This is a genomic window from Sediminibacterium sp. FW305-C-269 (genome assembly GCF_058231045.1).
Genome location: NZ_JBIQXQ010000001.1, coordinates 960,127 through 973,300, shown reverse-complemented (window position 1 = coordinate 973,300; position 13,174 = coordinate 960,127). Strand labels below are relative to the sequence as shown.

Below are 13,174 nucleotides of genomic sequence, written 5' to 3'. Positions count from 1 at the left end.
CTATGGACTTCTACTTTATTTGGTTATTACTAATCCAGCTTCTCAGGACGCATCTGCGGAAAGAGCAGTACATCCTGGATAGATACCTGGTTGGTCATCATCATACATAACCTGTCAATACCGATACCGATACCGGAAGTTGGCGGCATGCCATATTCCAGTGCACGCAGGAAATCATGGTCGATGAACATGGCTTCATCATCCCCCCTTTCCATCAGCCTGGCCTGTTCTTCAAAACGTTCACGCTGATCGATCGGATCGTTCAACTCGGTATAAGCGTTAGCAATCTCTTTCCCGTTCACCATCAGTTCAAAGCGCTCCACCAGCCCGGGTTTGCTGCGGTGTTTTTTGGTGAGCGGGCTCATCTCAACAGGATAGTCGATGATGAACGTTGGCTGTACATAGGTATGTTCGCTGGTAGCACCAAAGATCTCATCGATCAGTTTACCCTTGCCGATATTGCCGGGCACATCTATTTTGAGTTGCTTGCAAACCTCGCGCAGACCGGCTTCATCCATCCCGCTGACATCAATACCTGTATTCTCCTTAATCGCATCATGAATACTGATACGTTTGAATGGTGCTTTGAAATTGATGATCTTATCACCCAGCGGCACATCTGTAGTTCCATGCAGGGCAATGGCTATTTTCTCGAACAACTGTTCGGTAGTCTCCATCATCCAGAAATAATCCTTGTAGGCGGTATACCATTCCAGTACGGTAAATTCCGGGTTATGGGTTCGGTCCATACCTTCATTGCGGAAATTCCGGCTGAATTCATATACCCAGTCAAACCCGCCCACGATCAGTCGCTTCAGGTACAGCTCATTGGCAATACGCAGGTAAAAAGGAACATCCAATGCATTGTGGTGCGTAATGAACGGACGGGCAGCGGCACCACCGGGGATAGCCTGTAATACCGGTGTATCCACTTCCAGCGCACCCTGGCTATTCAAAAATTCGCGGATGGTGTTGATGAGTTTGGTCCGTTTTACAAAAGTGTCTTTTACATCAGGGTTGATGATCAGGTCAGCATAGCGCTGGCGATAGCGGAATTCGGGATCGGTCACCGCATCGAATACGTTCCCCTCCTCGTCTCTCTTCGTAACCGGTAATGGCTTCAATGATTTGGTAAGCAGGGTAAGTGTTTGCGCATGAATAGAGGTTTCGCCTGTTTTGGTAATGAATGCAAAACCGGTAACCCCGATGATATCTCCAAGATCAAGTCCGTGTTTTACCACGGTATCCCAAAAAGATTTGTCTTCACCAGGGCAGAGATCATCCCTTTTCACATACAACTGAATAATGCCCTTGCTATCCTGTATTTTGATAAAGAACACTTTACCCTTATCATTGATGCTCATGATACGGCCCGCCACGCAAACAGCAGCGAACTGCTCCTTGGTTTCCTCGGAATACTGATCCTTTATATCGGTTGAAAAATGACTTACAGGATATAAAGGGGCCGGAAATGGATCGATACCCGCTTCCTGCAGCTTAACCAGTTTCTCACGGCGGATCAACTCCTGTTCAGACAAATGTGCTTGACTCATACTTGCTTTTTGAAAGCAGCAAAGATACGGGCAGCAGGGGAATATAGAACAGGGAATGATGAACCGACGAACAAGGAACAAGTGAATGATGAATCATTGGCTAATTCGCTAATGAAACAGACGAACAGGGAACAGATGCGTAATGGGATTTGACAACCTGATCTTTATCCGATTTTGACCGCTGTTCGTCCGTTCCCCTCCCCGTAGATATCCGGGTTATGCAGTTGCATCATCCTGGGTATCATCTCCTCCGGTATGGGTGTCCAGCCAAACTGCGCGTACAAGCCATGGGCATCGCGCGTAAAAAGCACCCAGCGGCGAAGCTGTTGGAGATCGGGATGTTCGTGAATGGTCTGCATGAGTTGTTTGGACAAGCCTTTGCCCCTATGGCCGGGCAGAATGAATACATCGGCCAGGTAAGCAAATGTGGCCCTGTCAGTGACCACACGGGCAAAACCAACCTGTCCGTCCGGACCATAAACGCCAAAACATAATGAATGTTGCAGCGAACGTTCCACAACTGTAAGCGGAATATTTAGTGCCCAATAGGAATCCTGTGAAAGATACTGGTGAATCAGGCCAACCTGCAACCTGTTGTGATCGGTACTGATTTCGTAAGCGGAACTGTGGTGTTTATTATTTTCTGTCATGAAACAGTTGTTGGTAAACTTCTTCCCGGCTAAGTTCAAGCATATCACCCGGCTCTAAGGTACCCAGTGAAAGCCCCTCTATCCGGTAACGGATCAGGCGCAAAGTAGGGAATCCTATTTTTGCCGTCATCTTTCTCACCTGCCTGTTTTTACCTTCTGTCAAAATCATCCGGATCCAGGGTGCAGGGATCTCTTTACGGAAGCGGATGGGTGGATGACGGTCAGGCACTTGCGGGACCATGGAAAACAAAGTTGCTTTGCAGGAAGCCGTTCGATATAATTTACCATCGACATTGATCGTAAGCCCCTTCTCCATTTCCCTGATGGCTGCATCGGTGATGGCGCCATCTACCTGAACCCAATACTCTCTTTCGTGGGCAAACCTGGGATCAAGCAAACGATGATTCAGAGACTTGTCGTTGGTCAACAGCAACAAGCCTTCACTGTCATGATCAAGCCTCCCCACAGGATATACATCTTTAGGCACATCAAAAAAATCAGCGAGGGTTTTCTTTCCATCGTCCGCAGAAAATTGTGATAGTACCAGGTACGGTTTATAAATAATGAAGTAGCGGTTCATAGAAAAACAAAAGTCCCGCAGAAGCGAGACTTTGTATATGGATGGGTTAGTAAGTACCGGGAAATAAATTTCCCTACACAATATTAAAAAGACTTTTACCGAAAGCAAAAAATTTTTTAAACAATTTTATTAACATTTTGGCGGGGAATGTGGATTGCATCAGCAATTGATGTATGTTATGACTTAGCCGCTGAACTGTATTTCTGCACATACTTATCACCGATTAAAAAACATAATCCTCTGAAACATTGATGAACAAAGCATTTCAGAAGATAGTGAAATACGATTTGCAGATCGGGCTCATCTTTTTCCCGAAAAAAATATTGCCGGAAACACACCCTGAAACAGGGTTTTACCACGAAAAAAAATTTCTGCTGAACCAGGAATATTACCTTTGATTTCTATCAAAAAACATTGTTATGAAGTTTCCCGCACCCGTTTCCGTAGCATGGCTCGCCGACCTGATCGGTGCAGAAGCAGCAGGCAACCTTGCTGCACAGGCATTGGGCATCAATGAAATTCATAAAGTAGAAACGGGCGACCTGGTATTTGTTGATCATCCCAAATATTATGATACGTGTTTACAAAGTGCTGCAAGCTGCATCATCATCAATACCAAAGACGTACAGATACCGGAAGGCAAAACCATTTTTGTTGTCAAAGACCCGTTTGAAGCTTATCTCAAGATCGTTACTCATTTCCGCCCGTTTACTCCTGCACAACAATCCATCAGCGATGATGTGGTCATTGGAAAAGGAACCGTGATCATGCCTAATGTTTTTATCGGCCGCGAAGTGGTTATCGGCGAAAACTGCGTGATACACCCCAATGTTTCTCTGCTTGATTATACCATTATCGGGAACAATGTAGTGATACAGGCCGGCAGTGTTATCGGCAGCGATGCCTTCTATTACAATACCAAAAAAGACAGAGCCGTATGGTATAAAAGAATGCAGAGTTGCGGCAACGTAGTGATTGAAGACCAGGTAGAAATCGGTGCCGGCTGCACCATCGACCGGGGTGTGACCGCCGAAACCCGTATCGGTGCCGGAACCAAAATGGACAATATGGTTCATATCGGACATGACACCACCGTAGGTAAAAACTGCCTGTTTGCCGCACAGGTAGGTATTGCCGGAGGAACCATTATTGAAGACGGGGTAACCCTCTGGGGACAGGTTGGCGTAAGTAAGACCCTCACCATCGGTGCCAACGCCGTAGTGTTGGCGCAAAGTGGTGTTCCTTCTTCACTGGAAGGTGGTAAGACCTATTTCGGCTATCCGGCAGAAGACGCTTCTCTTAAAAGAAGGGAACTGGTATGGATCAAACGGATACCTGAGCTGTGGAAAAAAGTGATGGAAAAATAAAAGATCGTTAATCTGTATATGATACATTATAAACCATGTATCCGCTTCAACTCTCCACAGATGCGTTTAATGGAATCCGCAACAGGTGTATAGGCAAACTGTGGGAACTGCTGTAGTAATTTGCTGTTATTGAACTGTACTTTGGCAGCAGCCGTATGTGCCGTTTCCTTAGTAAGCAGTGGATCTTTACCGGTAAACCTTGCTTTGAGGGCTTCCAGCCGCCATACGATTGCTGCCAGGAGTGGGGTAACTTTCCGATACGGCGGACGTTTGCCAAAATTTTGGGCGATCTGCGTAAACACTTCCCGGTAAGGCAGATTATCCGCACAAAGAATAAAACGCTCCGCCTGTACATCACTCTGCATCAGCAGGATCATGGCTTTCACCACATCGGCCACATCCACAAAACCTCCGGTACCCTCTGTATACCAGGGAAACTCTTCATACGCCGATTTAAAGATCTCTGATGATCCCTTTTCCCAGTCGCCCGCACCCAGGATGATGACCGGGTTAACGATCACTGCATTCAGGCCTTCGCCAATACCCCGCCACACTTCCATTTCAGCCAGCCATTTGGTCTTACCGTATTCGCTGTTGCTGGTTTCTTCAGACCAGTTCATGCTCTCATCAATGGGTTTATCCTGCCGTATGCGCCCAAGTGCAGCCACAGAACTGACGAAGACCAGCTTACGTATGCCGGCATCCAGGCAGGCATTCACCACATTGGCTGTGCCGTCTATATTGTTTTTATGCAACAGGTGTTTTTTTGCGGGATTGAAGGAAACAACCGCGGCACAATGATACACTTCATCCACACCTTTCATGGCTTCTTCCAGAGAGACTACATCCAGTATATCACCCTGTACCCAATCAACTCCCTGCCCCCCTTCAATATGGGGGATGGAACTGCGGTATAACGCCCTTACTTTTTTACCCTCGTTCACTAACTGCTTTACCAGGTGAGAACCTACCAAACCACTAGCGCCGGTGATAAAAATCATAGAAAGGTGTTTATGCGAAGATAAGGAGTGAATGGGCAATGACAATGGCGCGTCGTGAGTCGTGAATCGTGAGTAGGGAGTAGGAGTATTTGTGAATGGTCAATTGTGAATGGTGAATATTCGGGCGTGCTTACCTTACAGTTTGTGGGCGCCGGTCTGTTACTTCTCACTGACCACTCACCACTGACCACTCACGATTCACGATTCACGAATGACATTTTCTGCATTTGCCGCTTACCACCACATCGGTTTGTGAAATGGTGAAGCCATCGGGCAGGCTGAGTTTGGGTACGCTGATATTATCCAGGCAATAGGTTGTACCACAATCATCGCACATGAAGTGTACATGGTCATCGTGGTGATGACCGCCGGCGCAGGCATCTTTGCACAAAGCATAACGCACCGAATTGTCAGCAGTAGGGATAGTATGAATGATCCCCTTTTCAACAAAGGTCTGCAGGGTTCTGTAAATGGTTACACGGTCGAATTCAGTACCGCTCTCATGTTCTATATCGGCATGCGCCAATGCAGTTTTTGATCGGACAAAAAGTTCCAGTATCTTTTTCCGGCTGTCGGTAATGCTCAGCTGGTTTTTCTTCAGGGTCTCAACAATACTGTACATCATACAAATTATTTAGGGTTGGTATTGAACAACCCATTCACGAAATTGGCAGTACCCGATTTCTCCTCCAGCAACGATCGTATGTCTTTGGCAAGCCGGTCAAGTTCGGGTTGCTTCAGTCCGTCATAGATCTGTCCACGAACCTTCCCGTCCCTGTCAACCAATGCAAAGAACTGTGTATGGATGAACTGGTCCTCTATTTTTTCTACGTTATTCTTCGGATCATCCAGCAGGTAAGAACTGCGGGCCTGCTGGTACAGGCTGTCTTTACGGCCGGTAAGCATCACCCATTTCCGGTTATCGATCTTCATTGAGTCGGCATATATTTTCAACCGCTGTGCAGAATCACGTTCCGGATCGCAGGTATGCGCAACGATCATGAAATCCGGCTCATTTTTGAACTGTTCAAATACTTTTTTCATATTGTTGTTCATCTTGGGACAAATGCCCTTGCAGGTGGTAAAGAAGTATTCCACCACGCTTACCTTACCCAGCATATCCCTGTCGGTGAACGGCAAACCGTCCTGGTTGGTAAAATGAAAGGGTTTTACATAGCTGATCACAGCCAGTTTGGTTTTCCATTTGTCGGTACCCTTGAACAGGAAATAATAAAAACCCAGTACCAATACCACAAAAAACAGGAGATAACCCAGGAACTTCTTATTCATAACAGGATAAATTGAGTGTAAAGTTACACCTCATTCCGCTTATGCCGGGGACTGTGGGAAGAGTCTAACAAATATTTTGCAACAATGTTGCATTGTCGTATCTTCGCAGTCATGCGATTAAAGATTGACTGGGATGCAATGGGGATCTTTACTTCACTGGCTTGCGCCATTCATTGTGCGCTGCTACCCCTATTCCTGACCAGCTTACCCCTGTTTGGGATCAACATCATTGAAAATGTGTGGTTTGAATACCTGATGATCGGGATCGCATTCCTGGTAGGGTCATACTCTTTATACCATGGGTTCAGAAAACACCACCATAGCTGGTTGCCTTTTATCCTTTTTTCGGTAGGAATTGCCTGTTTACTGGCTAAAATGACCTGGCACGAATGGCGTAACTGGTTTCTGGTTCCGGCTGTGATCTTTATTGTGACAGCCCATATTCAGAATCACCGGATGTGCCTGGTACATAACCATGCACATTCAGATGACTGCAATCACTGATTTGTTTGAACAAAGTATGGCTGCTCAGGCAATGGTATAACTTACGCCACCATCCTTTTCATCTTTCAATTGTACGCCGAGTGCGGCCAGTTCATTGCGGATCTTATCGCTGGTAACAAAATCTTTACGGCTCTTGGCATCTTTGCGGATATCGATCAGGAGCTGCAATACACCATCCAACTTACCATCATCGCCGGCAAGTTCCTGTTTCAGTCCAAAAATATCTTGCACGAACAATTGCAGTTGTTGCTTCAGCGTGCCTACCGTAGCAGCCGACAAGGCATTAGCAGCAATATGTTTGTCTTTGATGGAATTGATGACAGACACCAGTTCGAACATATTAGCCAGCACTTTAGCCGTATTCAGGTCATCATCCATGAACTGCGTGAACTCGCTCACCAGTTTCTGCACTTTCGCGTCCAGTAACTGATCGGCAGCCTGCTGGTTACCGGGAACTGACCAATGGCTGAGCCAGTCAAAAGATTCCATCAAACGTTTCAGCGCTTTTTCGGATGCCTGCAGGGCTTCATTACTGAAATCGAGTGTACCCCGGTAATGGCTTTGCAGGATAAAAAAGCGGATGGTCATGGGATGATAGGGCTGTTCCAGCAAGGGATGTCCGCCACTGAACAGCTCGCTCAGTTTGATGACATTGTTGTAGCTCTTACCCATCTTCCTGCCATTGATGGTGATCATATTATTGTGCATCCAGTAACGGGCAGGCATTTTATGATTGCATACGGTACTCTGCGCGATCTCGCATTCGTGGTGCGGGAACTGAAGGTCCATCCCACCTCCATGGATATCGAACTCTTCACCCAGGTATTTGGTGGCCATGGCCGAGCATTCGATATGCCAGCCCGGAAACCCTTCGCCCCAGGGGCTTTGCCAGCGCATGATATGTTCCGGGGGTGCTTTTTTCCAGAGGGCAAAATCGCTCTTGTTCCTTTTTTCATCCTGGTTATCCAGCTCACGGGTACTTTCGATCTGCTCTTCCAGCACACGCCCGCTGAGGATGCCATATGGCTGTCCTTTTTGGGAATAATCCGTATTGTATTTCTCCACATCAAAATAGACCGATCCGTTTACCTCATACGCATATCCGTCTGCGATCAGTTTCTTGATCATTTCTATCTGTTCGATGATGTGACCGGTAGCGGTAGGTTCAATACTGGGGGCTAGGTTATTCAGCCTGTCCATGGCCCAATGATACAGATTGGTGTATTTCTGCACCAGCTCCATCGGCTCCAGTTTCTCGAGTATCGCTTTTTTGCTGATCTTGTCTTCCGCTTCACGCCCCTCCTCTTCAAAATGTCCCGCATCAGTCAGGTTACGCACATAACGGACCTTAAACCCGTTGTGCATCAGGTAGCGATACAGAACATCGAATGTTACATAAGGTCTCGCATGCCCCAGGTGGCTCTCGCCGCTTACAGTAGGACCACAAACGTACATACCTACATAAGGTGCATTGATGGGAACAAACTCTTCTTTCTGTCGGGTAAGCGAATTATATACTTTAAGTGGCATCTTTTATGGGTGGTTACTTTTACATCAATCAGTTGAAACAAACCGGTATCTACCCGGCAAACAGGAAACACTGCATCAGCAGCAGCAGAAACAACAGCAATATCTGTGTGGGTGGTTCATTGTGTTGCGAAGATATTTCATTTTTTCAAAAGAAGGTCAGATACCAGCATAATATGGTCGCTGAGGTCTTCGTCCACCATATCAAACTGTTTTACTTCAAAATTCCGGTCGGGAAGGATATAATCGATACGAAGGGTAGGCGCCAGCGAAATGAAGGTACGGCCTACGGCAAACCCTTTTTTCAGGAATACATCCTGCCTTTCGCCCCTGATCCGGAAATAGGCGTATGAATTGGGGACATCATTGAAATCGCCGCAGATAACGGAAGGATACGGAGACTGGTCAATAGCTTCCCTGACAATATTGGCCTGTACGGCCCGGCGGTTGAATGCCAGTTTCATTTTCCGGATAATACTTTTAGACGCTGAAATACTCTCTGCATCCTGCTCACGTATCTTCTCTATATCAGAGTAATCTGCTTTTTTAAACTTGAACGATTGCAGGTGCGTAGTATATATACGTATGGTATCATCACCTTTTTTGATGTCGGCATAGATCAGGCTCTCCGCAACCGGGTAAGGGATCCTGCCCGAATCAACGATCGGATACCGGGAGAAGATGATGCAACCTGATTGGTAGCCGCTATTGTCACGCTGGTAATCTCTAGAAAAATAATAATACTGGTACTCTTTTGAAAACAGCGCAATATTATCCGCATTGGCCGCATTATTGAATTCCTGCAGGCAGATCACATCCGGGTTCTGTTTATGGATGCTTCCCGCCACTTCCGAAGGGACCAGTTTCCTGATTTCCTTATTGGCAGAAAGGCCATTGAAGCTTTGTATGTTCCAGTCAACAATACGCATGGTGTTGGCAGGCTTCCTTTTACTGAAACCGGAACCTGGATGCCAGGCAAATACCACACTGATCTGTTGCCAGCCTACAGCCAAGGTAATCAGTGGCAACCAAACCATCGCAGGTTTTGCCAGCAACCAGAAGATCACAAAAAATACCAATGCCAGTAACAGGTAGGGAACTATCAGGCCCGCGAAACCGCTGAGCCACCAGCGGGTCGGGTTGATGTAAGGCAACAGGCAGGCCACCGCATACAGTAATGAAATAATCACATTGATTGCGATAAACACTGTTTTGGTTGCACGGCGAAAAACATTTTTTGCCATGCCCGAATTTACTAAAAATCAATTGCGAAGTTGCATATCCCTGATAAGCAGAGGCAGGGTCGGGTTTTACTCATCGGAACTAGCCCGTTTCAGGAACTCTTTTTCCTCATCGGTGAGCAGCTGGTAGCCCTCCTGGTTGATCTTGTCGAGGATCTCATCCAGTCTTTGCTGGGTGATATTGGAAATTTTCTCATAGGGTTTTCTATCGGACCGGTAATACAGTTTTTCCCGGGTTGATTTGCTGTTATGCTTTTTGTCGGGACTGAACAGGTCGTCCAGCCAATTCACCAGCCGGATCATCCAGGCACCCCAATCCTGTCCGCGGCGAAGTTGACGTATATAGAAATATCCCATCACACCACCTGCCAGATGACCGGCACCGACAGCGGCATTTCCGGTAGCCAGGGTGGCAAAATCAATAACCACAAAGATCAGGGTAAGTACCCACAAAGGAATGCCTCCATTGATCAGGGGGAAAATGCGGTAATCAGGTGCCAAAGTGGTGGTTGCAACAGCAAGTGCCATGATAGGTGCCCCGGCCCCCATCATAGGTGCAGTTACAGCGAGGTTTCTTTCCAGCACCGGCACCAGGTTATTACCCAACAGGAATACCAGTCCACCCACAAAACCGCCATAAAGGTATACAGGTATCAGTTTGTTATTACCGGTAAGATCCTGCATGATATAGCCAAAACACCAGAGCCACAAACAGTTACTGATCAAATGCCAGACTCCCTGGTGTGTAAACATATGGGTGATCAGCGTCCAGGGCCTGGTTAGGAAAGTATCCGGCATGGCTGGCAAGGTGAACCAGTTCAGGATTTGTTTATAGAAGAACTCTTCCGGAATATCTGAAAGATAATAGACCGTTTTAATAAAAGTGATGATCACAAACAGGATCATATTCACCGCAAACAGGAACACAAGTGCATTGTTATCCTGTCCTAACAGGATGTTCCGGCCGGTTTTATAAGGTTGAGGCGACATACACACAATTTATCTCTGAAAAGTAACCTGTATCTTAATAGAACGTTTTTTTGTTGTTTTTGTTCCAGGTCATCACAATTAACAATCCCACAATGGCCCCGCCAATATGCGCCCAGCGGGCCACATTATCGCCGGCTGAGTTCTTTAAGGCAAAGAACACTTCATATCCAAAATACAATAACCCGATCCACTTGGCCTTAACGGGTACCAGGAAATAGATATATAAATAGGTATTGGGAAACAGATATACGAAAGCTGCCAGTACACCAAACACAGCTCCGCTGGCACCAATAGTACTGGTATTGATCCGACTCTGATAAAAAACGGTCAGCTGTTCAAACAGCTTGTTCATCAGCCCCGCATCATTCGGGTTCTCCCTGATCAGGCTGATCAGCTGGTCGCGGTAGCCTGGGTCACCCAGTTTGTTTTTGCTGATAAAGTTGATCATCGCATCTGCCTGATATGGCCCGCCATCAGCATGCTGCTGAAAAATAGCGGCATAATCTTTCATCAGCGGCATCAATTCATAACTTAGAAATAGCAGGTGTATCAGTGCTGCGCCCAATCCGCAGATCAGGTAAAAAGTGAGGAAACGTTTGGAGCCCCAGAGGTTTTCGAGCACAGAACCGAACATCCAGAGTGCGAACATGTTACCGAAAATATGACCCAGATCGCCATGCAGGAACATATGGGTTACCAGCTGCCAGGGTTTGAACAGGTTACTCTGCCAGGCATGTAATGCCAACACATCTTCAATAGAGAAGTTGACAGAGGGTCCTTTGAATGTGTTCTGCGCCAAAAAGAACAGGCCGTTAATGATCAACAGGTTTTTTACGATCGTAGGCAAGATCTCAAAACGCGAGGGTCGAAATTCTGTCATAGTTTATCTCCCTGCCCGCCGAAGAACGGGTGATTACAATAGTTACTAAAATGGATACCCATACAAATTGCGTTCATCTATATTTTTTTCAGTTTCAGCTGCACCACATTCTCAATATGCAGTGTGTGCGGGAACATATCTACCGGCTGGATTTTTTCTACCGCATATTTTTCGTCCAGTAAAGCAAGGTCTCGCGCTTGTGTGGCCGGGTTGCAACTTACATAAACCACGGTAGGCGCAGCGATATCCAGCAGCTTTTTAACCAATTTTTCGTGCATACCCGCTCTTGGTGGATCTGTGATCACCACATCGGGGCGGCCATGGGCGGCAAAAAAAGCATCGTCACAGATATGAATCACATCCCCAGCAAAAAAATCGGCATGCGCAATATGGTTCAATGCCGCATTTTTCTTTGCATCCGCTATGGCATCTTCGATCACTTCCACACCGATCACTTTTTTGGCCAGCTTACTCACAAAAATACCAATACTGCCCGTACCGCAATACAGATCATATACGATCTGGCTTCCATCCAGTTCAGCAAACTCGCGGGTTACCTGGTACAGTTTTTCCGCCTGACGGGTATTGGTCTGGAAAAATGATTTGGGACTGATCATGAAAGAATAGTCTTCCAGCTTTTCAATGATATACCCCTTTCCAAAATAGGTCTGCGGCTCCAGGTCAAACAGGCTGTCGTTCTTTTTGGTGTTGATGGTATACAACAAAGTGGTGATCTGTGGAAACTGTTGCAGCAGCTGGTCCAGCAGTTGTTTGCGCAAGTTTTCCTCCTCGTAACCCAGCACTATGTTGATCATGAGCTCGCCGGTAGTAGTATTGCGAACAAACATATTACGCAACCAGCCGGTATGCGAACGGTTATTGTAAAATGCCAGGCCATTGTCAATGGCAAATTGTGCCACTGCTTTCCTGATCTGGTTAGTGGGCTCTTCCTGCAGATGGCAGGTATCAATCTCAACCACTTTATCAAAAAAACCACGTGCATGAAAACCCGCGGCGCCGGAATGGTTATTCGGATCAATACCTTCGGCTTTCATCCGCCTGAATTCTTCGGTGGGTATGTATTTACCGGTAGCAAATGTGTATTCCAGTTTATTCCGGTACCGGGTGGTAACATCGGCCCCGATAATAGGCGCCATCGGCGGCAAAGCCACTTTGGCAATACGTCCCAGGTTATCGCTCACCTGTTTCTGTTTGTAGAAAAGCTGCTTCTCATAGGGAAGCATCTGCCACTGGCAGCCCCCGCATACACCGAAATGCTGGCAGAATGGGCTTACCCTGTCGGGGGAAAGTGTATGGATCTTTACGGTATGGCCTTCTGCCCAGTCAGCCTTGTTCTTCGACAACTGCACATCCACCACATCACCTGGCACCGCACCTTCAATGAATACCACTTTGCCATCGACCCTGGCCAACGACTTACCCTCAGCAGCATAATCCTGCACAAGGATATTTTCTAAAACAACTGGTTTTTTTTGTTTTCTCACGGCTGCAAATGTAACTAGGATTAGGGATGAATACATGACCAGTCAAATGAAAGAACCGCATCCTTACATTTTTGACAGTAGTTTAA

The 13,174-nt window shown here is 46.6% G+C and carries 13 protein-coding genes; 2 read left to right on the top strand and 11 right to left on the bottom strand.

Annotation, left to right across the window (positions count from 1 at the left end):
- Window positions 1–29: 29 nt before the first annotated feature.
- The 3 genes from lysS to ACH3Y6_RS04180 all read right to left on the bottom strand — a co-directional run bounded on the left by lysS (window position 30) and on the right by ACH3Y6_RS04180 (window position 2,783).
- A complete protein-coding gene (gene lysS / locus ACH3Y6_RS04190; protein ID WP_490834325.1) occupies window positions 30–1,553 on the bottom strand; it encodes a lysine--tRNA ligase in 1,524 nt (507 codons plus the stop codon).
- A gap of 164 nt (window positions 1,554–1,717) precedes the next feature.
- Window positions 1,718–2,203, bottom strand: coding sequence for a GNAT family N-acetyltransferase (locus tag ACH3Y6_RS04185; RefSeq protein WP_490834324.1), 486 nt, complete (start codon window positions 2,201–2,203; stop codon window positions 1,718–1,720).
- A complete protein-coding gene (locus ACH3Y6_RS04180) occupies window positions 2,190–2,783 on the bottom strand; it encodes a pseudouridine synthase (protein WP_490834323.1) in 594 nt (197 codons plus the stop codon). The genes ACH3Y6_RS04185 and ACH3Y6_RS04180 overlap by 14 nt, the downstream gene beginning before the upstream one ends.
- A gap of 419 nt (window positions 2,784–3,202) precedes the next feature.
- On the opposite strand from ACH3Y6_RS04180, the gene ACH3Y6_RS04175 reads away from it, so the two are divergent.
- Window positions 3,203–4,150: a UDP-3-O-(3-hydroxymyristoyl)glucosamine N-acyltransferase gene (locus ACH3Y6_RS04175; RefSeq protein ID WP_490834322.1), complete on the top strand. Its 948-nt coding sequence runs from the start codon at window positions 3,203–3,205 to the stop codon at window positions 4,148–4,150.
- A 26-nt stretch (window positions 4,151–4,176) separates the two neighbouring features.
- Here ACH3Y6_RS04175 and ACH3Y6_RS04170 read toward each other — a convergent pair whose 3' ends face one another.
- The 3 genes from ACH3Y6_RS04170 to ACH3Y6_RS04160 form a co-directional block, all read right to left on the bottom strand.
- A complete protein-coding gene (locus ACH3Y6_RS04170) occupies window positions 4,177–5,151 on the bottom strand; it encodes an NAD-dependent epimerase/dehydratase family protein (protein WP_490834321.1) in 975 nt (324 codons plus the stop codon).
- Window positions 5,152–5,356: 205 nt separating this feature from the next.
- The gene (locus ACH3Y6_RS04165) at window positions 5,357–5,776 is read right to left on the bottom strand and encodes a Fur family transcriptional regulator (RefSeq protein ID WP_490834320.1); all 420 of its coding nucleotides are present in this window, start codon (window positions 5,774–5,776) and stop codon (window positions 5,357–5,359) included.
- A 5-nt stretch (window positions 5,777–5,781) separates the two neighbouring features.
- The gene (locus tag ACH3Y6_RS04160) at window positions 5,782–6,441 is read right to left on the bottom strand and encodes an SCO family protein (protein ID WP_490834319.1); all 660 of its coding nucleotides are present in this window, start codon (window positions 6,439–6,441) and stop codon (window positions 5,782–5,784) included.
- Window positions 6,442–6,552: 111 nt separating this feature from the next.
- Between ACH3Y6_RS04160 and ACH3Y6_RS04155 the strand changes: the two genes are divergently transcribed.
- Entirely contained in the window at window positions 6,553–6,945 is a 393-nt protein-coding gene (locus ACH3Y6_RS04155; RefSeq protein WP_490834318.1) for a MerC domain-containing protein, read from the top strand.
- Between the two features lie 24 nt (window positions 6,946–6,969).
- On the opposite strand, the gene cysS is transcribed toward ACH3Y6_RS04155, so the two are convergent.
- The 5 genes from cysS to rlmD all read right to left on the bottom strand — a co-directional run bounded on the left by cysS (window position 6,970) and on the right by rlmD (window position 13,088).
- Complete coding sequence (gene cysS / locus ACH3Y6_RS04150) at window positions 6,970–8,475, bottom strand: cysteine--tRNA ligase (protein WP_490834317.1); 1,506 nt, start codon at window positions 8,473–8,475, stop codon at window positions 6,970–6,972.
- Window positions 8,476–8,612: 137 nt separating this feature from the next.
- Window positions 8,613–9,716: an endonuclease/exonuclease/phosphatase family protein gene (locus ACH3Y6_RS04145; RefSeq protein WP_490834316.1), complete on the bottom strand. Its 1,104-nt coding sequence runs from the start codon at window positions 9,714–9,716 to the stop codon at window positions 8,613–8,615.
- A 66-nt stretch (window positions 9,717–9,782) separates the two neighbouring features.
- Window positions 9,783–10,703, bottom strand: a complete 921-nt coding sequence (locus tag ACH3Y6_RS04140; protein ID WP_490834315.1) for a rhomboid family intramembrane serine protease — start codon at window positions 10,701–10,703, stop codon at window positions 9,783–9,785.
- A gap of 34 nt (window positions 10,704–10,737) precedes the next feature.
- Entirely contained in the window at window positions 10,738–11,583 is an 846-nt protein-coding gene (locus ACH3Y6_RS04135) for a rhomboid family intramembrane serine protease (protein ID WP_490834314.1), read from the bottom strand.
- Window positions 11,584–11,660: 77 nt separating this feature from the next.
- Window positions 11,661–13,088 (bottom strand): 23S rRNA (uracil(1939)-C(5))-methyltransferase RlmD, encoded by a 1,428-nt coding sequence (rlmD, locus tag ACH3Y6_RS04130; RefSeq protein WP_490834313.1) that lies wholly within the window; start codon window positions 13,086–13,088, stop codon window positions 11,661–11,663.
- Between the last annotated feature and the right edge of the window lie 86 nt (window positions 13,089–13,174).

Coding starts and splice junctions, on each gene's coding strand:
- lysS (WP_490834325.1), bottom strand. CDS start 1,553: ATGAGTCAAGCACATTTGTCTGAACAGGAGTTGATCCGCCGTGAGAAA.
- ACH3Y6_RS04160 (WP_490834319.1), bottom strand. CDS start 6,441: ATGAATAAGAAGTTCCTGGGTTATCTCCTGTTTTTTGTGGTATTGGTA.
- ACH3Y6_RS04145 (WP_490834316.1), bottom strand. CDS start 9,716: ATGGCAAAAAATGTTTTTCGCCGTGCAACCAAAACAGTGTTTATCGCA.
- ACH3Y6_RS04135 (WP_490834314.1), bottom strand. CDS start 11,583: ATGACAGAATTTCGACCCTCGCGTTTTGAGATCTTGCCTACGATCGTA.
- ACH3Y6_RS04155 (WP_490834318.1), top strand. CDS start 6,553: ATGCGATTAAAGATTGACTGGGATGCAATGGGGATCTTTACTTCACTG.
- ACH3Y6_RS04170 (WP_490834321.1), bottom strand. CDS start 5,151: ATGATTTTTATCACCGGCGCTAGTGGTTTGGTAGGTTCTCACCTGGTA.
- cysS (WP_490834317.1), bottom strand. CDS start 8,475: ATGCCACTTAAAGTATATAATTCGCTTACCCGACAGAAAGAAGAGTTT.
- ACH3Y6_RS04140 (WP_490834315.1), bottom strand. CDS start 10,703: ATGTCGCCTCAACCTTATAAAACCGGCCGGAACATCCTGTTAGGACAG.
- ACH3Y6_RS04180 (WP_490834323.1), bottom strand. CDS start 2,783: ATGAACCGCTACTTCATTATTTATAAACCGTACCTGGTACTATCACAA.
- ACH3Y6_RS04185 (WP_490834324.1), bottom strand. CDS start 2,203: ATGACAGAAAATAATAAACACCACAGTTCCGCTTACGAAATCAGTACC.
- ACH3Y6_RS04175 (WP_490834322.1), top strand. CDS start 3,203: ATGAAGTTTCCCGCACCCGTTTCCGTAGCATGGCTCGCCGACCTGATC.
- ACH3Y6_RS04165 (WP_490834320.1), bottom strand. CDS start 5,776: ATGATGTACAGTATTGTTGAGACCCTGAAGAAAAACCAGCTGAGCATT.